This is a genomic window from Ruegeria sp. AB9 (genome assembly GCF_056542585.1).
The window spans coordinates 253,063-274,220 of sequence record NZ_JBQGAA010000003.1 but is presented as its reverse complement, the minus strand read 5'-3'; the positions used below and the strand labels follow the sequence as shown (position 1 = coordinate 274,220).

At 53.2% G+C, this 21,158-nt stretch carries 20 protein-coding genes, 1 tRNA gene and 2 pseudogenes; 11 read left to right on the top strand and 12 right to left on the bottom strand.

Annotation, left to right across the window (positions count from 1 at the left end; translation table 11 throughout):
* Positions 1 to 602 precede the first annotated feature (602 nt).
* From ACR0K5_RS10490 to ACR0K5_RS10455, 8 genes are all read right to left on the bottom strand, one after another.
* Positions 603 to 1,235: a tyrosine-type recombinase/integrase gene (locus ACR0K5_RS10490; RefSeq protein WP_170403722.1), complete on the bottom strand. Its 633-nt coding sequence runs from the start codon at positions 1,233 to 1,235 to the stop codon at positions 603 to 605.
* 557 nt (positions 1,236 to 1,792) lie between these two features.
* Positions 1,793 to 2,365 carry a hypothetical protein gene (locus ACR0K5_RS10485; protein ID WP_170743321.1) on the bottom strand — a complete coding sequence of 191 codons (573 nt, stop codon included), beginning with the start codon at positions 2,363 to 2,365 and terminating at the stop codon, positions 1,793 to 1,795.
* Between the two features lie 379 nt (positions 2,366 to 2,744).
* The gene (locus ACR0K5_RS10480) at positions 2,745 to 3,866 is read right to left on the bottom strand and encodes an alanine/ornithine racemase family PLP-dependent enzyme (protein ID WP_480629637.1); all 1,122 of its coding nucleotides are present in this window, start codon (positions 3,864 to 3,866) and stop codon (positions 2,745 to 2,747) included.
* On the bottom strand, positions 3,863 to 5,062 hold the full coding sequence (locus ACR0K5_RS10475) for an N-acetyltransferase DgcN family protein (RefSeq protein WP_480629636.1): 1,200 nt from the start codon (positions 5,060 to 5,062) through the stop codon (positions 3,863 to 3,865). Before ACR0K5_RS10475 ends, ACR0K5_RS10480 begins: the two co-directional genes overlap by 4 nt.
* Positions 5,063 to 5,155: 93 nt before the next feature.
* Positions 5,156 to 6,010, bottom strand: coding sequence for a hypothetical protein (locus ACR0K5_RS10470; RefSeq protein WP_480629635.1), 855 nt, complete (start codon positions 6,008 to 6,010; stop codon positions 5,156 to 5,158).
* Positions 6,000 to 6,353, bottom strand: coding sequence for a hypothetical protein (locus ACR0K5_RS10465; protein ID WP_480617371.1), 354 nt, complete (start codon positions 6,351 to 6,353; stop codon positions 6,000 to 6,002). The genes ACR0K5_RS10470 and ACR0K5_RS10465 overlap by 11 nt, the downstream gene beginning before the upstream one ends.
* 3 nt (positions 6,354 to 6,356) lie before the next feature.
* The gene (locus tag ACR0K5_RS10460; protein WP_170520028.1) at positions 6,357 to 6,665 is read right to left on the bottom strand and encodes a hypothetical protein; all 309 of its coding nucleotides are present in this window, start codon (positions 6,663 to 6,665) and stop codon (positions 6,357 to 6,359) included.
* 446 nt (positions 6,666 to 7,111) lie between these two features.
* A complete protein-coding gene (locus ACR0K5_RS10455; protein ID WP_480629634.1) occupies positions 7,112 to 7,864 on the bottom strand; it encodes a Crp/Fnr family transcriptional regulator in 753 nt (250 codons plus the stop codon).
* Between the two features lie 135 nt (positions 7,865 to 7,999).
* Here ACR0K5_RS10455 and ACR0K5_RS10450 point away from each other — a divergent pair, with 135 nt between their 5' ends.
* Entirely contained in the window at positions 8,000 to 8,233 is a 234-nt protein-coding gene (locus tag ACR0K5_RS10450; protein ID WP_170619842.1) for a hypothetical protein, read from the top strand.
* Positions 8,234 to 8,718: 485 nt separating this feature from the next.
* Here ACR0K5_RS10450 and ACR0K5_RS10445 read toward each other — a convergent pair whose 3' ends face one another.
* Complete coding sequence (locus tag ACR0K5_RS10445) at positions 8,719 to 8,889, bottom strand: hypothetical protein (protein WP_480629633.1); 171 nt, start codon at positions 8,887 to 8,889, stop codon at positions 8,719 to 8,721.
* A 604-nt stretch (positions 8,890 to 9,493) separates the two neighbouring features.
* On the opposite strand from ACR0K5_RS10445, the gene ACR0K5_RS10440 reads away from it, so the two are divergent.
* The 7 genes and pseudogenes from ACR0K5_RS10440 to ACR0K5_RS10410 form a co-directional block, all read left to right on the top strand.
* On the top strand, positions 9,494 to 9,706 hold the full coding sequence (locus ACR0K5_RS10440; RefSeq protein WP_480629632.1) for a hypothetical protein: 213 nt from the start codon (positions 9,494 to 9,496) through the stop codon (positions 9,704 to 9,706).
* Positions 9,707 to 10,102: 396 nt separating this feature from the next.
* A complete protein-coding gene (locus ACR0K5_RS10435; protein ID WP_480629631.1) occupies positions 10,103 to 10,657 on the top strand; it encodes a TnsA endonuclease N-terminal domain-containing protein in 555 nt (184 codons plus the stop codon).
* The gene (locus ACR0K5_RS10430) at positions 10,654 to 12,795 is read left to right on the top strand and encodes a transposase (protein WP_480629630.1); all 2,142 of its coding nucleotides are present in this window, start codon (positions 10,654 to 10,656) and stop codon (positions 12,793 to 12,795) included. Before ACR0K5_RS10435 ends, ACR0K5_RS10430 begins: the two co-directional genes overlap by 4 nt.
* The gene (locus tag ACR0K5_RS10425) at positions 12,795 to 13,799 is read left to right on the top strand and encodes an ATP-binding protein (RefSeq protein ID WP_480629629.1); all 1,005 of its coding nucleotides are present in this window, start codon (positions 12,795 to 12,797) and stop codon (positions 13,797 to 13,799) included. Before ACR0K5_RS10430 ends, ACR0K5_RS10425 begins: the two co-directional genes overlap by 1 nt.
* Positions 13,799 to 14,197: pseudogene (locus ACR0K5_RS10420) on the top strand (TniQ family protein); the annotation flags it as partial. The gene ACR0K5_RS10425 and the pseudogene ACR0K5_RS10420, both read left to right, overlap by 1 nt.
* Before the next feature lie 324 nt (positions 14,198 to 14,521).
* A complete protein-coding gene (locus ACR0K5_RS10415) occupies positions 14,522 to 15,703 on the top strand; it encodes a hypothetical protein (RefSeq protein WP_480629800.1) in 1,182 nt (393 codons plus the stop codon).
* An 864-nt stretch (positions 15,704 to 16,567) separates the two neighbouring features.
* Positions 16,568 to 16,664, top strand: a pseudogene (locus ACR0K5_RS10410) (transposase); the annotation flags it as partial.
* 243 nt (positions 16,665 to 16,907) lie between these two features.
* Here ACR0K5_RS10410 and ACR0K5_RS10405 read toward each other — a convergent pair.
* Positions 16,908 to 16,983: transfer RNA gene (locus ACR0K5_RS10405), tRNA-Ala, on the bottom strand.
* Between the two features lie 143 nt (positions 16,984 to 17,126).
* Positions 17,127 to 17,453 carry a TIGR02300 family protein gene (locus ACR0K5_RS10400; protein WP_480629628.1) on the bottom strand — a complete coding sequence of 109 codons (327 nt, stop codon included), beginning with the start codon at positions 17,451 to 17,453 and terminating at the stop codon, positions 17,127 to 17,129.
* Positions 17,454 to 17,553: 100 nt separating this feature from the next.
* Between ACR0K5_RS10400 and ACR0K5_RS10395 the strand changes: the two genes are divergently transcribed.
* The 3 genes from ACR0K5_RS10395 (at position 17,554) to ACR0K5_RS10385 (ending at position 20,171) form a co-directional block, all read left to right on the top strand.
* On the top strand, positions 17,554 to 18,249 hold the full coding sequence (locus ACR0K5_RS10395) for a M48 family metallopeptidase (protein WP_480629627.1): 696 nt from the start codon (positions 17,554 to 17,556) through the stop codon (positions 18,247 to 18,249).
* Between the two features lie 30 nt (positions 18,250 to 18,279).
* Positions 18,280 to 18,927, top strand: coding sequence for a GntR family transcriptional regulator (locus tag ACR0K5_RS10390; RefSeq protein ID WP_298849373.1), 648 nt, complete (start codon positions 18,280 to 18,282; stop codon positions 18,925 to 18,927).
* Between the two features lie 113 nt (positions 18,928 to 19,040).
* Entirely contained in the window at positions 19,041 to 20,171 is a 1,131-nt protein-coding gene (locus tag ACR0K5_RS10385) for a lytic murein transglycosylase (protein ID WP_480629626.1), read from the top strand.
* 3 nt (positions 20,172 to 20,174) lie between these two features.
* Here ACR0K5_RS10385 and ACR0K5_RS10380 read toward each other — a convergent pair whose 3' ends face one another.
* Positions 20,175 to 21,137: an acetyl-CoA carboxylase carboxyltransferase subunit alpha gene (locus ACR0K5_RS10380; protein ID WP_480629625.1), complete on the bottom strand. Its 963-nt coding sequence runs from the start codon at positions 21,135 to 21,137 to the stop codon at positions 20,175 to 20,177.
* Positions 21,138 to 21,158: the final 21 nt, after the last annotated feature.

Here is a 21,158-nt window from a genome sequence, read left to right as displayed (position 1 = left end):
CTGGGGCTTGTCAGGTGACAGTTGCGAATGCTTGCGAGGAACGAGCTCATAGCGAAGACCCCAGCGAAACCCGTTCCTATGCTGGGGCACATGCTACAGTTATTCTGAAGGCCATTGGATCATCGAAGCCGGCAGCATCGCGGCGACGAGTAACTTTCACCAATGCACTTTTGTGGTCCTTAGCCAGAATAGAGTCAAGGAAGTTTCCCTTGTCGCAATGCAAGTACCGCCAGGGCAGGTAGTTTTTGAAACTGCCGGTGACCAAGATCCTTGGTGAACTACCGAAAGAAATTGTCTGGCCTGAGTGCGGCGAAAGAGGAGTATGTGATCAAGGCTTCCCCGTGACTATGAATGACTGGCCTGATAACATTGGCTGCAACGCAGCGATTTTCGCGCCGCTTCTGCACAAGTACTCGCGGCGTGATCAAATGGCCGCTCGGTCCCGCACCCTGTAAATTGCGCCTGAGCCGAGAAAACTGTGCTGCGAGCGTACGCAACAAGATTTTGACACTTCCGCTCAGGGCACGCTACGTCCCACTCCTGCGTAAAAGAACTAGAACCACTATGGATTGGCGACCGACAGCGCCGCTCGCCAAACTGTCTCAGATGTCTATGCGCTCTGCAATGCTTAGCGCGTCTTCCAATTCAACGCCCAGGTATCGCACGGTGCTATCGACCTTTGTGTGCCCAAGCAGAAGTTGGACCGCGCGGAGATTTCCTGTCTTGCGGTAGATCTCAGCTACTTTGGTTCGGCGAAGCGAATGCGTGCCATATCCGCTCGGTTCCAATCCGATTGCGGTCACCCAGTCTCGAACCAGCCTGCCATACTGGCGCGTCGAGATGTGTGGTCGATCATGGAATCGGCTTGGAAACATGAACCGGCTAGCAAACATTTCCGGTGATTTTACCCATACCAATACAGTTTCTCGCGTGTTTTCCGTCAGTTCGAATTGAACAGATCGCTTGGTTTTGCTCTGGATCACCGAAACACGCTCACGGACGCGATCGTCTTTGACAAGATCGGTCACAGCGAGTTTGACCAGATCGCAGCCGCGTAGCTTGCTATCAATCGCGACGTTGAACATTGTGAGATCACGCAGATTTCCAGAAAGTTCGAGCCGGGCACGGATCGCCCAGACCTGTTTTGGGAGTAGCGGTCGTTTCTGACCGATGATCCGCCCCTTGTTCCAAGCTCTGGGTTTTGGGGTGACTGCAGGTAGTTGGACTCTTGGCATATTTTGCACTCCGATCCACCCTCCGCACCCAAGCAACAGCACCGCGCTGACCACCGAATAGTACAAGCGGCGTGAATGCCTGCTGTCCGATTATGAATACTGGCATGGTTTAAGTGTGTGCATTAGGAGGCTTGAGCCCATATCACTACGCATAAGAACGGTTCGAGTCCAAACCGCGCGTACGCTTCGTCTTCAGCACCGATTACCGATCGGGTTCCACGTTAAAAGGCCCGGGTCAGCACCAATAAGATAAAATGAGATATGATCAGAAAAGCTGGTAAGACCGGCGTCAGGTTATCAGCGACGCCGAGCTAACCCAGGGCTTACTGATACGCCATTTCGCCACGCGCTCAACCCCTTGCAGCGTCGACAAATCCGCTCTCCGAACCCTTCGCTCCAGAATGGCGTTCTGCAACGAAGACACGGGCGTTCTTGCGGCACGTCATTGTGGGCGCGAGCCATGATCGTATCTGCGTCGTTGTCGAAGTCTTCCATCAGTTCTTAGCCTCGATTTCTGTTTTGGTTTATACAGCGACTGGAAAAGAAAGTTCCGAGCCCTAAGCCTTGAGATTGAAGGAGCTGCCTGGTTCAGACTGTCCGATGGGACGGCCTGTAATCCGAGGGGTTTTAATAGGACGAACTGGCATTCCTTCGTTCTCAGCAGCTTGGACAGCGAAAGCATACCGAGAACCGCTTGCGCATCCTCGTGGTATGGCTCGTTGATCTGATGATCCGTCGTCTGCCTCAGAAATGAGCGACTCCGAGTAGAGGTGCCGAAGTTGAGTCTCAGACACACCATCCGCTTCCATAATCAATTGCACCATGGGATCGGCCAAAAGTTGGTCGAGCAAGAACTGCGACAACTGCTTTGAAGACAATTTATCCTTTGCGCGGGCTCTCTCCAAATCAGTAAGAGAAACGGTCAAGGTTCGCGCCAGACCGGGGTGAGATTTCCGTGGAAGCAGAAAGATTAGCACTGATGCTTTCCAGGCTTCTGGATCCAAATAATCTGGTGGTGCGGAAAGCTCAGTTTCTATGTCGTATTCGCCCGCCGGGAGTAATTCGTCAAAGCCAGGGAAAGTAAACGGCCTGGAAAAGACTGCGATTGTCTTGCTGATTAGTTGGTTCATTTGGGTAGTTCTCCTTTGCTGATACCGCTCGCTCGGAGATGTAAACAAGAACAAGCCACCCGCTCCCGGCAGGGTATTATCAGTTTTGAGGTTTAGGCTTTGATTTTTCGGGGACGGCGTCCTGTCCTTTCGACGTCACTTCTTTTTTTGACGCGTCCGCATCGTTTTCCTTCAGTGCGGCAGCCGCTCTGGTCGTCAGGTCTTTGAAAGACATCATTTTGATCCTTTGATTGTCCGCAACACCCACGAGCCCAGATAGGGTGTGAAAAGTGAATGCGGCTACATCCAATATAGGGATTGGGTGCCTCATTTACTACGTAAAGCCGTAGAATAAGACGGGTGGCTGAAGCAGAACCGAGGCGGCGGCAACCCTGGCGCGCTACTTTCGCTTCGAATATGGGCGATCAGTGTTCGCTGGGGTGCAGTCAACCAATGCGCCATCACCATGGAAGACTTTTGCTACATCAGGTGCAGCCATGCCGCGCGAGAGCGCGCTATAGTTCAATTTCAGCTTTACCTCGCCACCAGGGCGAAGCAGACAATTGGTGTTTTCAACAACGATATGATCACTGGTGGCTCCGACGAACGTGACGCCAGCAGGGAATATTAGACCCGCTGCATCGGTGTCCTGGAGTCCAATGCCAAGGATCGACCGAGTTTTCGAAGGACTGTCTAAAGTCACACACTGCATAGAAGGTATAGGATAATTCAATTGCAAGGAATTTGGATTTGATTTGGTCTTCGTTTCGATCACTTCCGCCCAAAGCGTGAAAACATCTGTGTAAAGCCCGTCGATCGCGTACCCCGAAACGGGATCGGTACCCAGCAGGATGGCCTCACCCAGACGCAGGTTGTCGATTTTTCCGGTCGCCCCCTTGCCAAGCGCCCATGGCAAACTGGCAGAACCGCCGCCTGACACTGTTTCCAGAGCGGGTCCACTTGCAAGTTCGGTGTCGGCGGCAAGCGACGAAAGCAATTCCATTGCTCCTGCAGAGGGTGCCACATGACCCAGACAGGCAAAATTTGCGCCAATCCCCTTCAGAGAAATCCCTTCCATTCTAAGAATTTGAGACACAGTGCCCTCAAGGTGTTCAGGCAAGATGCCCTCCCGCATATCCCCCATTTCCACCATCAGGATAATATTGTGAGTAATGTTCTTCCCCAGCGCCTCGATGGCCAGGCTGGCGATAATGTCCATCTCAGTGTTGAAGCTGACATCGCAGTTATCAAGGACTTGCGCGACCTGGCTCAGCATGGGCGTTCGGATCAAGGATATGGAGCACGAGATTCCAGCATCGCGCATACGCATGATATTGCTGATCCGCGCGTCCGCCAGCCCTGTCGCGCCACCTTCAAGCATAGCATTCGCAATCTCAGGATGACCGCAAACGGCTTTTGTCACACCTGTCACCGTAATTCCGCGGGGTCTAAGGTGGTCGACCAGGAACCGTGTGTTGTACCGAATTTTGTCCAGATCAACGTCGATACGCAGCTTGCTCATTCAATCGTCGTAGCACGTACGGGTTGCAAGCGCGGAAAGGCAGATAGAACCATATTCACCAAGTTTTTTGGAGGACGGTTCAATGCGTCAGTGACCGGGAGATACAATTTGCAGTTGTAGTCTGTGATGGCCTTTGAAATCTCAACATCATTCATTCCTTCATGGTTGATCGTCATGCCAATTACCTCTGTGTTCGCAAAAGCCTCGATCAGGGTGATTTCATCGCAAGGGTCGGGCATAGTCATGTTGGGGAAATCACATCGACGTTTTCGTTTAGGCGCGTGTTGAAGAATAACTGCATGTGGCTGACTGCCTCGCAGAATGAAGGCTGATGTGCAAAAAGCCGGATGGCTTAGCGCGCCCTGGCCCTCGATCACTATTACATCCGGGTGCTCACCCTCGGATGCCGCAACGACAGCGCGCTCAAGTTCGCCACAACAAAATTGCGGCGGCACCGAATCCATCGCGACACCATACTTGGCGCCCTGCATCAAACCAGTTTGGCCGGTGCCGACCAAAACTGTTTTGATCCCATGCGCGTTAAGTGCACCTGTCAGGATTGTCGCGGTTGTACGCTTTCCAATTGCACAATCGGTGCCGAACACCGCAATGCGGATCGCCCGGACGTCTCCAATACTGCCATCTAACAGGCGCAGGTCGGGATTTGGCCGCGGCTTGCGAATGTCGCGTATCGTGACATCGTGAATTTTGGCAAATCCGGCGAGCTCCTTGTCATCGCTAAGAAATTCATGCAGCCCACTGACGATGTTCATTCCGAGCGTTATCGCATCCACAACAGCTTCGCGATCTTCAAGGGACATTCTGCCGCTGGCCGGCGCCATTCCGTAAATAAACGTGTCGGGGATCGTAGCTTCATTAGCGACGGCGGCATCAAGATCATCGAAGATGGGAACCTGATTTGCGACATTATCAAGCACTTTGCCACTGTCACAACCGCCATACGTGCTGTCGATCACCGAAAGAACGCGATAGGCCTGTGAATGTCGAACGAGACCATTAGCCGTCTTGCCATCGATCTTTGCGAAGTTTCCTTCGCAATACACAATTGCAGTCGGTGTATCTGTCACAAGTGTCTTGCGGTGAAGCTCTGGAAAAACTGCTTGTTCAGGCGGCAGCTTTTGCTCATTGCTGGCAATGAACTTCCTGTCATCCGACGCAATGGGTAGGGGTTTCATATCTGTTCCTTTTGGGAGTGTGAAACGCGCCGTCCTTGGTAAGAACGGGCACAAATTGTGAAGTTTGGAAAAATGGACTCTCTGCCTGAAACCTCACTTGTTCAGAACACACTGACCTTCTGACTGATGATAATTTCTGTGGCATTCCCACCTATTACCGGATCGGTCGATATGGGCATTTTCTGGTAACTCGATTGCATTGCAGCGATCACCGGACGCCTCGTAACCACGTTCGCATTTCCATCCAACTCCATGGATCGCGTCATCGTAGAAAGCATTTTCAGGCACAAAAACGGTATCGCACCTTCCGTCGCGCTCAAAATATCCACGCTCGCACGTCCACGGACGCCCGCTGGTTGATGCGTTCAGAAAAGCATTTTCCGGAACTGCTACTGCCACGCATGCTTCTCCGTCGATTTCGTAGCCACGGTTGCAACGCCATGTAGATCCATAAGTGCTGTTCGTCAGATAAGCATTTTCCGGCACCACGATTTTTTGGCAGCTATCGTCTACTTTTGTGTACCCCCGCAGGCACCGCCACCTCTCACCTGATGGATCGAGATATCCACCCTCAGGCACAATCACTTCAGTGCATGAGGTGCCGCCAACTTCAACAAAGCCATGCATACATGCCCACCCTGAGCCATAGGTTCTGTTTGTAGGGTAGGCATTTCCCGGCACGACAATGGCCACGCATTCTTCGCCTTTCAACCGATAGGACAAATCGCATTCCCAACCGTCGCCATACTTTTTGGGATGCGCGTTATCCGGGATCGAATTTGTTTCGGCCGAGGCGGGACTTGATGAGATAAAGGAGCCCGTCAAGCAACTGAAAACGCCAACAAACAGCGCCGTCATAAAGTGAGAGTAAAACCAGTGCTGATTTTTTCGATTTGTCCTGGTGCAAACGGCGTTGTCCGAATGTTGAGTGATTGAGTTACGATCCATCCAGGTTCAGCCCCTCAATGCAGGCCTGTGCCAGATCTTTATTGGGGGTTTGGGATCCCGGTACCGTTGCCCAGCCTGCCTCCATGACGGCATCCTTCCGCTTGAAAGAAGAAGCCTCTTTGATTGTCGTTATTTTTTCGGCGCGTTGGGCGTCAGTTCTCGCCATGTCGACGCAGACCGGAACCAACGCAGCGATTACATTGTCGCGGGACATGGCGTTGGCCATTTTGTCCGCACTACCGCCGGTCATCCATCCACCCCAAGAAAATCCAACGACGCCTACGAAAACCCCTCCGATCAGGGCGCCGTAGATTCCGGGTTTAAGCCATTCGGGCGTGTTCATAATCTATTCCTCCTGCGGGGAAAGCGCCGCATCGCTGTCATTGTTAGATGTGGCCAAGGTCTGGTCTTGCTTGAGCGCCCGTTCAAAATCTTCTGGGTCAATTGGGCGCATTTCCGTGCGGCCTGGCTTGCTGCCTTTGCCCTGAACTGTCAGGTAGGTTCCGGTTCTTCGATATGCTTCGAAACTCAGGCCCTGTAGTAGTTCTTCTTCAACAACTACTTCATACTCGCCTGCAGGAAGTTCATCTGGATAGCCGGACAAAGAGAACGGATTTGAAAACGTCACCAAAGAACTGGACGATCTCGTGCTCACCTTAGTCCTCCATATAGTTTGTTGGATCTTCCCCGCGCAATCTGCCGCGGATTACGCTCGTAAGCGCCACGGTAGTACCGGCGTTGTAATTTAGAATAATGTGCAAATGGCAGACGCGCGCTGATCGATGTTAGTCTGCGGCCAATGACCTGAAATTTTATTGGAATCTCAAATGCATTTGGTGCCCGAGGATCAGGTACCGCCAAAAATTGACTAACCTGCGTCAGTGCAACGATGTTTGGATTCCGGCAACGTGATGTGTGTTGGCGGGATATTTGCTGGCGTGTTCTTAACGAGTAATTAAGAAGCGCAGGAAATCCAGTACCATAATCGGACTGCATTTATCTTGCGCTTCTTTTTGAGTGAAACGCCAAATCTGCCGAAGCGACTTCCGTCTCTAACCAGGCAACTATCGTCAAAATCCCGGCATCGCCGAAGGGGTGAACCTATTGCTTCAACAGTGGCCCGACCTGATTCAGATAAGCGGGGTCAAAACCGGCCAACGTCACCAATCCGTCATAATCATCAAATGCCACTTGCCCGGATTGAAAAGTAACCAGCCCCTTCTCCCGCAGTTGCCGTAGGACACGATTAACATGTACAGCACTCAGTCCCAGCGCATCGGCAAGATGGTATTGTGTCAGTGGGCAGGCATATCCCAACTTGGTTGCCATCCCGACCTGAGTCAGCCTCACACCAAGTTCCAGAAGAAAATGCGCCATGCGCTCACCCGCATCTCGCCGTCCGATGTTGACCAAGTGCTCAACCACCATCGCTTCATCTCGAGAGACCGCCCAAAGAACTGCTGTCGCCAGCCGGGGCGTTTGCGCAAATGCTTCCAGAAGATCATCCACTGCCACCTCAATGGCTTGGATTTCCATGATTGGTTCTATGCTGTGATCCGAGGTGTGCAGCAGAACGCTTCGCAAGCCCAGAAAGTCACCCGGTATTTGGAAATCGACTATCTGACGCGACCCGTCTGTCTGGGTTTTGTAGGAGCAAACCCAGCCCGAGGCCAGAATGTAGGCCGCCTGCTCTGATTGCCCTTGATGCACAAGGTCACGTCCCGCTTCAAAGGTCCTGCGACGCTTGTGCAGGCGCGCTAATACCGCAAGTTCAACCTCAGTCAGAGAGACGAAGTTTGAGAGCTTTCGGGTGAGGGGGCTGTTATTGATAGTGGGCAAATATTCTTCCTTCATCAATGAGCCGTCCGCAAAACTATACCACGCAAAGACTGCTTTCGATCAGTTAAGTATACTGCAATCCATGCCAGAATGGTGCAATTCATCGTGGCGCTTCCTTGCTTGGACGCCTGTCAAAAAAGGACGTCTACCATGGCCGACCGGCAAGACTACTCAGGAATAGCCGCACTCTCAATCTGTGAAGCGCTTTTGCTTGCAATTAAAGATCGTGAGCTCCTTCCCGAACATGAGATTGTGGGAGTTCTGCGTGACGCAGCCGCTGCCCACGAAGCAGCGGTTGGCAACAAGGAAGAAAAGGATATGCACCAGGCCGCCGCTGTTCTGATAAACCAGATCATTGCTTCCGGCTATCGCGTTCGGCAGTAACGTTAATTTCTGTGTCAGAAAAACAAGATTACACTCGTCAAAAAAGCATAACAACAAATAGAAGTACTATTGGTGCCTCGTTCCCGATCAATTCAAACACGAAGCAAGAACCGAAGTTCCAATCTCTGCAATATCTCGACTTAATGAAAAATTCCACGACCGCGACTTACTCCCTCTTCCCCGCCGACCTGCATGAGCCACAACGAGAATTTGCTTACTGGCTGAAGGCCCGCAGGCCTGTCCTGCTGCACTGCCTGCGACAACGCAAACGTTGGCTTTGTTCGGCGTCTAAGTTGCTGATCCTATGTGCAGCGAAACTACAGTTTGATAGTATCGCATCATCATAGCTTTGAATGACCGGTCTGGCGACAACAGCTGCAACGCAGCGATGAATGTGCTGCTACAGCAAATCAATGCTGCGTCAGCAATTGCCGCAATCGCACAAGTCCGGTTTGTCCGCTGGCCCACCAATTGTCACCATGTGTTCAATGTCGGGTTTCATAACCTTCGATGAGTAAAGACAGCTTTTTGATGGTATCCGAAGCATCTGTGTTGTTTGTTTTTGGAAGTTTGTCAGCAGCAGCAAGTGTACCTGGGTTCACCACAACTTGACGGTCGTTACTGGTGTAACCACCAATCCAGTTTTTTGCTTCCATTACCTTAAAGGCGTTATGCAAGGTTTCTGAGTGCGGTCCGTATTACTGCTTGGTAGAATGGAGACCAAGATCGATACACAGAACCTGCAGGAAATATGCGATCCTTTTCCGACACGATGATGAGCAGGCCCAGTTTTGGAGCAGAAATCAACCGGTGAATTGGCGAAATTCCGCCAACTGAGGCTTGGTTAGTTTTGCTGATTTTGGCCCAGATCAGGTGTCAACAACGAATGCTGTCACTTCGAAGCTCCGTCATTTGAAATCCGATAAATGTGAAGGCATGCCGACAAGAAATTTTCGCTAAAAGTAGTACAATTCTGGCTAAGGTTTGATTTGCCTCTATTTTTCTGTTTTTCATGTAAGGAATTGAAAGTTAATAGTTAATTTGACTGTTTACGCTTCCTGGTAGGCGAGTTTCTGCCTGAAGAAAGTGAAGTGAATCCACGCCGGCCAGTTGTTCGGCAGAGATCTGGATCGGGTGCCCTCTGACATGAAAACTTAAGCTGTTGACCTGCGAGAATCGCGTCTGCTACGCCGATTCTAGCAATCAATTAAATGTTGCTACTTGAGAGAAAAAATTCCGATGCGTTCCGATCATGTCCTCATGTTCAAGGCGATTTTGACCCTTTCTGGGTCGTCTATATGCGGCTTCGCCGATCAGATTGGACGACATCAGAGTTCGGTGCAAAACGTGTTGTCGGGGGCGAGGCGAAGCCGTTTCATCGAAGAGAAGATATGCGAACGCCTTGGCAAGCCCTTTGCAGAGGTGTTTGGCGGTGAGGAAGTGATCGCAAAGAGTGGGGGAGATCGGAAATGACATGATCTAGAAACGAAAACCCCCCACGAAAGCTCTCGCTTACGAAGGGGGATAACAACACTGGGTGCCGTTGATTAGACACCTCTTCATCCCGTGTTTCATAGCAGAAGTCAAGAATGGTGCGCCGCAATAAAGTATTGCGTCCGATGCCGCTTGTTTTTGCAAAATCTCATTGCCCTTGATGGCAAACGGGGACGGAGCAGCACATGCTACATCTCGTGCGAAAGGCGCGACCATACTCTGCGATGACCTCGGAAAACGAGGAGCACGCAAGTGTACGATCCAATATTTCTTCCATCTCAAAGTCGTGCGAAACGACGATATTCGAATAAATCAAAAGGCAGGTTGAGCGGCGTGGGTCCGGTCTGCACTTCGCGACATCCGCATCCGTTCTCTTTGGGTTTCGAAAGCGGTGAAGAGCGTAAGGTGCGTGCGATGTTATTGGCGCGCCCGGATGTCGTCGACATCGTCGACCAACCATTTGAGATCCATGCAACGGGTGAGAATGGCACACCCTGCAAAAGCGTGCCGGACTATTTCGTCGAGTTCGAAGATGGGTCTTCGGCAGCAATCGAGGTCAAGCCGACAGAGCGAGTGGTGTCGCTCGACTTCGAGCAACGGTTGGAGTTCTTCAGCCAGTTCTTGCGACCAGATCAAGCTGACGAAATCATCCTGATCTCAGATGACTCCTATGAGGAATGGGAGGCAATCAACGCTGAGCGTCTTCTGGAGATGCGCAGGGATCTGGATGAGGAAGCGGACGCAGCGATCAGGGAGTTGGGATTGCGTCTGACATCGCCGACAACCGTGGGCGATCTCGTCGAAAAGGCAGAGATGGGTGGCCGCGCATTCCCGGCCATCTTCCGCGCGATCTACTCCGGCGTTCTTCGCCAGGTCGAGGCAGGAACAATCAACCTCTCAACAATCGTGGAAAATGGAGCAGGAAAATGAGCAATAAGGTAATTTTCGCCGAGCAAACACAGCCCAAAGTCGACGGGATTTCGAAGCATATCGTGCGCTATGAAAGCAACGCGATGGTGACGTGCTGTTCTGAGACTGGCGGGTTTGAAGAACATGCCTACAACGATATCATTGAGGGCCTCAATACGGGGCGCGTGGAAGCTGACCATGCCCACTTTGGGCTGTCTTGTGCGGAAGTGCGGGCGAATTTCGAAGTGGAAATGGTTTCAAACCTACCAGTCCATGCGCAAAAGAAATTGTTGTTCAAGCAGGCCTATTGCGACGCACTACTTGAGCTACTCTCGAGGGGAGATATCAAGCGCACTGAACAGAGCCTCAAAGACAACAGGGTTTTGATCGAAGAACTAACCAACAAGTTGTTCACGACTTCCAGTACCCAGGAGCGAAAGAAATACGCTTGTAAGACCAGCTTCTGCGAACGGTTTGATTTCCCGAGTGCGAGCCGGGGCCTGAAATGGCTTCGGAGATACGAAAAGATGGGTCGGTCGCCGCTTGCCTTGATCGACAAACGCTATCTCTCTGGCCGATCTGGACTTCAGATGTGCCATGAGGCGCAAGTTTTGATGAATGACTGCGTGCTTGGATATGCGTCTTTCAAACGGCCGTCCAAAGTCATGGTTGCAAAGGACACACAGCGTGCTTTCCGCAAAGCAAATGTTCAGCGTATTGCGGATGGTCGCGAGCCTTTGGACATACCATCGCAGTCGACAATTATTCGGGCAATCAATGCGTTGGAGCCATACCACGTAAAGTGTGAGCGAGAGGGGGTTGATGCCGCCAATCGGCATTTTGCAATTATAGAAGAAGGCGTTGATGTCCTGCGACCGATGGAGCGTCTGGAAATTGATGAATGGAAGGTCGATCTCATAACCCTGCTGGCCAAAGCAGGTTTGTTCGGACGGCTGAGTGATGAACAGATAAATGCGCTACCGCAAGGCCGTCGCTGGGTTTATATTGTCATCGACGTCCGGACCCGCTGTGTTTTGGGATTGAAAGTCGCATCAGATTACAGCCCGGTCGATGCAATTGCCGCCCTGGAAATGGCTACGCGTGACAAAACCGAACTTGCAAAAGCCTTTGGTTGTCAAAAGCCTTGGGATCAATTCGGTGGAATTTACAGCGTTTCGGCCGATCAAGGCTCGGCTTTCATCAGTTTCGAGTTCAAGCGTGCCGTCGTCGATTTGATGGGAACGGTGTCTTTCCCGCCTGCTGGTGTTCCGAAGCTTCGTGGACATGTCGAACGGTTTTTCAATACATTCGCGATCGAGCTGATGCCACTGCTGTCCGCAAGAACATTTTCCAACGTGGTAGAGAAGGGAGATTTCGAACCAGAAGCGATTGCCGCGTTGACCGATGACCAACTTGCTGAGGTGCTCATACGGTTCGTGGTCGATGTGTATCACCAAAAACCACATGCTGGTCTGGATGGTCAAACACCGGCCAATTGCTGGGCGGAGCAGGTTGAAAAGGTGGGGCGACTTGCCCCACCGGATCGCCGTCATCGTCTTGCTGCGCTGGGGCAAAACTACACCCGCACAGTGTCCGGCAGAGGTGTCAGGTTTTGCGGTATTCACTATACAAGCCCGGAGTTGCGTGATCACTTTCTGATTTCGACAAAACGTAAGGTCCAGATCAGGGTTGATCGCAGTGACCTGGGTTGCATTGAGGTCAATCTGGATGGTGGCTGGGTTCCTGCAAAGCCTTTGGCGCAGGGATTTGACGGGTTGTCACTGGAAGCCTGGACACATGCCTGCCAGGTATTACGCCGTAAGTACAAGGCTGAGGCAGACATCAGTCAGTCATGCGTCGATCAGGCGATCGAAGATATCTCCGAATTAGATCGCCAAGCGTGTTTGCGCATAGGTGTCACCCCTCAGGCGATGACGCCGGAACAAGTCAACCAGAACCGCAAAAAGCTGTTTTTGGGTCTGAATGTGATAGCGGGTCAGAAAACAGCCTCCAACGCGAAGAAGCGTGGGTTGTTGGGGCTTCGCTTTCCGGGTGGCGGGCGAACGGCCGAAACTGCGGAAATCGAGGTTGCTTTGGCTGAAAATGACGAAATGCCGGATTTCAATCGGGAACTTACCTGCAAGTTGGAGGATGAGTGATGGAATTGGATCGTCCAGAAGAGATCAGCCAGATAGTGGCTGATCTATCCGCCCGTTTTGTCAGTCACGCCGGCTACAGAGAGTTAGAGCGAGAATTCAATCGTCTCCTTTGGAAACGCCGCGCAAACATCGCCTCCGGGCGTAGTCCCGAAGCACGAGGACTGATTGTCATTGGGAATTCGGGCAGCGGTAAGACTACGGCCGTGGATCGCTTGATCGCGCGCCATCCTCAGTTGGACCTTGGTAAGGATGGATCGGAGACCCTGGAGGCTTTGTCGGTTCGTGTGCCCAGCCCAGCCAGCCTGAAGTTTGTCGGTGAGAAAACTCTACACGGCTTTGGGATCACGATCGAACGCAACAGGACCAGCAATTGGTTTTGGGACAAGGTGCAGTTTCATGCGAAAAACCGCGGCACGCTCTTTGTGCACTATGACGAAGCTCAGGATTTCATCTCGAACTCCAAAGGCACCGAAATCAAACCGGTCATGCAGACGCTCAAATCATTCATGCAAAACAAACAATGGCCGGTTGGGTTGGTGCTCTCAGGATTGCCATGGCTGAAGGAACTGATGAATCTGGATGCCCAATTGTGGAGGCGCTTCAAACCCATTCATTTCCCGCAAATCAGCTATACAACCCATGGCCCGGATATCTTGGCAATACTGGAATCCTACGTGGGTGTCGTGGGCCTGAAGCTGGGTGAAGGCATCGATAACAAATTGTTCTTGCGCCGCTTGATACATGCCGGATCCAATGAATTCGGCATTACCGTCGAAATGATCGTGAATGCGATTGAGGAAGCTTTGCTGGATGACAGCAGATCCATCAGCAGTCACCACTTCGCCGAGATGTATCAGACGAGAGTTGGGTGTGTCCAAGCTCTCAACCCCTTTGTGGCTGATGATTTCAAAGTGATCGATGCTGGGAAGCTACTGGGCGGGGTCGATGATCTCCAATCTGAGAGGATGAGTCAGGCGATCGAAAGTTATCGGAGGGCAAGCTGATGTCAGGCAAGCTTCCTCTTAGCGTTAACCTTGTCCAGGGAGAAACACCCGCGTCATTCGCGGTTCGGCTGGGCCGTAAGAATGGCAGTGAGTATGCTGCAGATTTTTGCCTGGATCGGGGTTTTCGATTGCAGGATGTAGCGGATGGCAGAGCTCATGCTCTGTCATCACTCGCCGTGCTTGGCGGGGAGAGCCTAACCAATCTAAAGCGGTTCTCGGTCGAGAGAATAGGCGAAACGCAGTATTCGGTTGCTGGTCAAAGACTGGAAAAAAGATGGATACAACGTTCCAGGCTTCGGTTCTGCCCCCGTTGTGTCGCCGAGGACTTAAGTGACCCATCGCTTCATGGTTCGGCCCTGCGCGCTCACTGGCATGTTCCATTCATACGGACCTGTCAAAAGCATCAGGTGTCAATTTCGGAAATCGACAGCGTCTGTCATACACGAGGCCCCCATGATTTCACGGGTCGATTGAAAGACCTTGGGATCAGGCATGAAAAGCTCACCCAAAACTGTGGCCAGCGCACCCCATCGACCCTTGAAGCCTATCTGACTGGGCGGATGGATGGGTTTTTGCGAGAACCGTGGTTGGACGGGTTACCTTTCAATGCCGTCGCAATGGCCAGCGAGGCTCTTGGATTGATGTTGGCCTTCGGTCGTGACAGGAAGATAGGCGCCTTGTCACCCCGAGAGCGAATTGAAGCTGGGGCTGCAGGGTTCAGAGTGGTTCGTGATGGTGAAGAAGCCATTCGAGCTTGTCTGGCAAGCCGCCACCAACGTGGCGGCGCTCCAACCTGGTTTCAACGGCAATTCTATGGCTACTTCTTCCTATGGTTAGAGGCTTCGCATTCTGAATTATACGAACCCATCAGAAAGATCATGCGAGATCACATCGCGCAGACTTATCCGGTTGAAGACGGTGAAGTTATATTGGGCGAAGCATGCAAACGCCGACGGGTCTATAGCATCAGGACTTTGAAAGAGGCGACCGGAATTGAGCCTAAGAAGCTCAAACACATTCTACATCACCACGGTCTTCTGGGCAGAGATGAAAGGACTGGCAAGTTCGAAGGGGGTGTTGTCTTCAGTGCGGAAGACGTTGACCCAATAGTCGCACGTTTCAAAGGGTCAGTTTGCCAATTGGCCGCACGTCGGCGTATCAACGCCCCGCGCGCGCAGTTCGATGTACTCTTGAAGGCCGGAATCATACAGCCAATTGGCGGGGCGGGTGATGCCCGGCCAAGTTATGATCCCGAAAGGCTCGATGATTTTCTTACATCTCTTCAGGAAACTTCGACGCCAGTGGATGCGGACAACGAACACTGCGTTGATATTCAGACTGCGTGTCGCAAGACTGTGACAGGGGCGGCGGAGATTGTAGATCTCATATTGTCTAAGCGATTGAAGTTCGTCGGCCAGCGGTTAGGGCAGAAAGGATACTTGTCGTTGCGAGTTGATCCTCGCGAGATCGCTGAGCAGATGAGGTTGGCTGCTCCCAAGGGATATATGAAACCAGAACTTAGAACGCTTCTGGGTGTGAACGATCCGGCGATCAGATATCTGGCTGATATTGGTTTGCTTTCGACCATCAAATCTCGCCACCCAATATCACGAAAAGCTATCTCTATCGTCACTTACGATGCGATGGACGCATTCCTGTCGAAGTATGTGCCGGTAAAGCTGATGTCCGAGGTTTGGGGAATCCACATCCGCACCGTGGGGTACGGACTGTTGAAGCGTGGCGCGACGCTGCTACCGATGCCCAAAGAATGCAGCGGTAGAATATTTTTGCGTCATGATCTGCAACGTGTCACCGATCGCCAAATACCTGATGCAAAATCTGCGATGGAGATATTCAGCAAATGGGCGAAGATCGAAGGGGTCGGAAATTTCAGACCCCAATGAAGGGTTGCTTCCGTAAGTGTGTGCAAAGCTGACCACTTGTGTCACCGGGCCGCGCCGCAGAAATCAGTGGCCCGGCTAATCAATATCTCTGATCATATCTAAGATACCGTTGCGCAAACTGTCTCTCGCGTATTGTACAGTGAGAAGTGCCTGTTCGATCTCGTGATCATCGCCGCTGTCGTATGCCGCCTTAATCAGTTCGAACTGTGCGGTTTGGCTATTAGCGAGTGCGTATTCCTCTTCTATACTATTGACCGGCTCATTCCTTATTGGCTCGTTGCTGGGTGTGGAGTTTACTGCCTTGTTTGCATTCCACGATGTCAAAAGGACATCTTTTCTGAAAATAGTGGCTACTTTAGCATGCGGCTATGTTTGATGCTCGCAACAAAACAAGGGCCTTCTACCATGAAAAAGGTCATCTCAGATGGTTCGCATCACTTGTGATTGTGTGAAATTCAGAAGCAGTTTGATATTTTACCAGCTTAAATTGCAATTGTGACCACTAAAAGTTTGGTATCGCGATTGTAATCGCGACGGCAGTTTATCAGGGGGGAAGAACGGTTGATGAAGCGCTTGCTGTGGTAAAAACTGAGTATCCCTTTTGGTGTTACCTAAATCGAAACCCACCATCACAAAACCATTCGCATTCGGACATGGCGCGGTAGGCAACGGATTGCCATAAGTTTAAGCGATCCGCTTCCCTGCTTTCCATTTGTGTGACCAATTCTGCGCTGATTCCTTCTGGGCCTCTACTTTTGAACTCCCCCCCTGAAATTCGGACACTGACGTAAGCTACGATTTGTTGTCTGCTGATCTTCGACGGAGAGGGGATCAGAGATGTCGAAGCGGAAGAACCGCTAGCCAGAGTTCAAAGCCAAAGTCGCGCTTGAAGCTTTGAAGGGCGAGCGGACGGTTGCTGAGATGGCAAACCAGTTTGGCGTTCACCCGACGATGATCCACAGCTGGAATCAGGCGCCGCTTGAAGGCGCGTCAGGCGTATTCGAGCGTGGCGGCAAGAAAGCCCCAGAGATTGACCAAGAACGGGTCAATGAACTGCACGCGAAGATCGGGGGGCTGGTCGTGGTCAACGGAAGCAATATATGCCGTGTCGGGACAGTGAGAGAAACGCATGCAGCTTCAATTCGTGTCACACCTGTGTGTCACACCGCTCTAATGCTTGCTATCTAGTTGTATTGTTAGGTTTTGGTGGAGCCTAGGGGAGTCGAACCCCTGACCTCTTGCATGCCATGCAAGCGCTCTCCCAACTGAGCTAAGGCCCCATCATGGTACCGTCGGTGCGGTGGACGGACGTTTAGGAGACAGTGACGACGAGTGCAAGTCCAAAAATGAAATTGAACGCGAATTTCCGGTCACGCTGCCCGTCCAATGAAAAAGGCGACCCTGGGGATCGCCTTTTGCTTGATCAGTTTTCGTCTTCTGAAGACATGTCGGTGATGTCGTCAAGAGAAACGTCATCACTGCTGTCGTCATCGTCATCCAGCAGATCGTCATCCAGTTCCACGTCGACATTGTCGTCATCGTCCAGAACCAGATCCTCTTCGGACGCGTTCTCACGCGCTTTGACCGAAGCCGCATCTTCCGCATCCGCCGCGATCATGCGGCTTTTGGATGTTTCAAGCTCCACGATCTCGCCAGTGTAGGGGCTGATGATCGGGTCCTTGTTCAGGTCGTAGAACCGCTTACCGGTTGTCGGGCAAACGCGCTTTACGCCCCATTCTTCCTTGGGCATGTCAAATCCCCTTGATATCAGGTGAGTCGTCTAAATGATTCAGCTCACCTGCCACAGGCAGAGGGCACTGTCAAAGTCTTTGCGCAAGAGAGGTCGCGATATGGGAGAGCATGCATTGCCAGGGACACCGCCGGTGCCACTCAGGCTGCGCAAATCTGCCCGGGCGCGTCGCATCAGTTTGCGAATTTCCCAACTGGATGGCCGGGTTACGCTGACCTATCCGGTCGGGGTGCCTGAATCTGAAGCCCTGAGTTTCGCTCGCACCAAGGAGGAGTGGATTCGTCAGCACCTGCAAGCACGGCCAGACCTGGCCGTGGTACAGTTCGGGCAGATGATCCCGATTGAGGGCATTGTCCGGCGAATCGTACCTGCATCAGGTCGGAGGGTTCTGTTGCAGGCAGATGAAGTCGCGGTGCCGGAGGGCGCCGAAGCACGCCGGTTGGCCCGGTTCCTCAAAGAACTGGCGCGGGACCGGTTGATCGGTGCGTGCGATGATTATGCGGCAATGCTGGGACGCTCGTATACCACGCTCAGCCTGCGCGACACGCGGTCGCGTTGGGGGTCCTGCAGCTCGCATGGCGGGTTGATGTTCTCGTGGCGTCTCATTCTGGCGCCGCCTGAAGTGCTGCACTATGTGGCCGCGCATGAAGTGGCGCATCTTGTCGAGATGAATCACTCGCCCGCCTTCTGGGCACAGGTCGAAAAGATCTTTGGACCCTATCAGCAACCCCGCCATTGGTTACGCGACAATGGGGCCGAGTTGCATCGATATAGATTTGATGCAGAGCCGAGTTGACCTTGCGCTATTTTGTGATCACATAAGCGGATGTTGAGCGCACGCCCTTCCGAAACCCAAACCGCAACTCATGACCGGGTGTACCGGGTTCTGAGGTCTCGAATCATGCATGGCGAGATGGCGCCGGGTCAGGCGCTGACCTTGCGTGGTATCGGTAAGGAGTTCGGCGTTTCAATGACCCCAGCGCGAGAGGCCGTGCGCCGTCTGGCTGCCGAGGGGGCCTTGTTTCTGTCTACTTCAGGCCGGGTCTCGACCCCCGAGCTGACGAACGACCGGATCGAAGAATTGGCGGCGCTGCGTGCGTTGCTGGAGGTTGAACTTGCCAGCCGGGCTTTGCCGCGGGCGCATATTGCGCTGATCGACCGGTTGCAGAGCATCAATATGACCGTGGCCGAGATGGTGACCAAGCGGGATGCGGTTGGTTACATCCGATCGAATCTGGAGTTTCACCGCACCCTGTACTTGCGGGCGCAAGCGCCTGCGATGCTGGCGATCGCTGAAACGGTCTGGCTGCAGTTGGGTCCGACAATGCGCGCGCTTTATGGGCGTCTGCGACGCACAGAGCCGCCGCATTACCACAAACTGATCATTGCTGCTCTCAAGGCCGGGGACGAGCCCGGCTTGCGGCTTGCGGTGCGTTCGGACGTGACGCAGGGGTTGCGTTTGCTGGTCAGCTGAGCGGCTTCCTGCCGACACGCCGTCACCAGTTACTCCGGACGTCACTGTTCTGGTCTGCGCACCCCGGCTGCGTTACTCTTGAGGCAAATCACAAACAAGAGCAGACCTCAATCATGATCACACGCCGGACTTTTTCCTTTTGCCTCGGATCAACGTTATTGGCTGCGTGCACGGGCGGCAGCACGCCGTCCAACGCACCCGCATCCCGTATGCGAACAGTTCCCAATGCCGGTTGGGATGCCTGGGTTGCCGGATTCAAGGGCAGGGCGGCATCGCACGGAATTTCTCAATCCACCATAGATCGCGCGTTTCAGGGGGCAGGATACCTGCCGGAAGTAATTGAGCGGGACCGCAATCAGGTCGAGTTCAAGCGCTCGCTCGAAGACTATCTGGCCATTGCTGCTTCGGACGAGCGGATCAGCACAGGCCAGAAAATGCTTCGGCAATATAACGGCACCCTGTCACAGATTGAGGCGCAATACGGGGTGGATAAGGAAATCGTTGTTGCAGTCTGGGGGTTGGAAAGCCGCTACGGCGCGCGTCGCGGGGATGTTCCGGTTGTGTCTGCGCTGTCAACATTGGCCTATGACGGCCGACGTGGCCAATTCTTTGAAAGCCAGTTGGTCGCGGCGATGAAGATCCTTCAGAATGGCGATACCACGCCTGCCAACATGACCGGCAGCTGGGCCGGTGCGATGGGGCACACTCAGTTCATTCCGACCTCGTACCTGGCTTATGCAGTGGATTTCACCGGCGACGGGCGGCGGGATATCTGGTCTGATGATCCGACGGACTCGCTGGCCTCGACCGCCGCCTATCTGGCGCGCGCCGGTTGGGTGCGGGGACAACCCTGGGGCGGAGAGGCCGGGACCGTTTCCGGTACTCCGGTGGCCGTATTGCAACCGCAGACACCGGGGCCACGCATTGCTGTCTTCCGTAATTTTCAGGTCATCAAGCGCTACAACAACTCGGACAGTTACGCGATCGGTGTCGGTCATCTGGCGGACAGGATTGCGGGCGGTACGCCGTTTCAGGCGTCGTTCGGGCCAGATGCAAACGGTCTGACTTTGGAGGACCGCAAGGAATTGCAACGTCGGCTGACGTCGGCAGGGTATGATACAAAGGGCGCGGATGGCGTGATCGGCAAAAACACGACATCAGCCATCAGCGCCTATCAAAACGCCAATGGCCTGGCAGCTACCGGAGAACCTTCGGTTGCGCTATTGCGTAGGTTGGGCGGCTGACGGTTACGCCGCCAACCCTTTCGAGCCGATATCCAGGAATTTTTGTCGGCGGTCCTGAATCAGGCCCGCCGCATCTTTGCCGTCCAGCTCCGCCAGCATGGCTGTAATCGCCTCGCGCACGGCCTCGACAGCTGCCGGGCGATCGCGATGTGCACCACCCTTAGGCTCAGGGATGATCCGGTCGCAGACGCCAAGCTTGTGTAGATCCTGAGCAGTCAGACGCAGCGCCTCGGCTGCTTCGCGCATCTTCTCGGCATCTTTCCACAGAATCGATGCGCAGCCTTCCGGTGAGATCACCGAATATACCGAGTGTTCCAGCATCGCCACGCGGTTGGCGGTGGCAAAGGCCACGGCTCCGCCCGAACCGCCTTCGCCGATGATGACCGAGACCAGAGGCACACCGATTTTCAGGCACATCTCGGTCGACCGGGCAATCGCCTCGGACTGACCGCGTTCCTCAGCTCCTTTGCCGGGATAGGCGCCGGCAGTGTCGATCAGGGTGATCACGGGCAAACCAAACCGCCCGGCCATCTCCATCAGACGAACCGCTTTACGATAGCCTTCGGGGCGGGCCATGCCGAAATTCCGTTCGATCCGCGATTTGGTATCGCTGCCTTTTTCATGACCGATCACCATGACCGGTTGATCGTTGAAGCGTGCAAGCCCGCCAATCACAGCCAGATCGTCGGCAAAATTGCGATCACCGGCAAGTGGGGTGAATTCGGTGAACAGAGCGTCCACGTAATTGTTGCAATGAGGGCGTTCCGGGTGACGCGCCACCTGACATTTCCGCCAGGGCGTCAGATCGGCATAAAGCTCATCCAGAAGCTTGGCGGCTTTGGCATCCAACGCGGCGGCCTCTTCGGCCACGTCCATCTCTTCGTTGGTGCGGGCCAGCGCACGCAGCTCTTCAGCTTTGCCTTCGATCTCGGCCAGCGGTTTTTCGAAATCCAGATACTGGGTCATGACGCCTCTCAACGCGAAAGT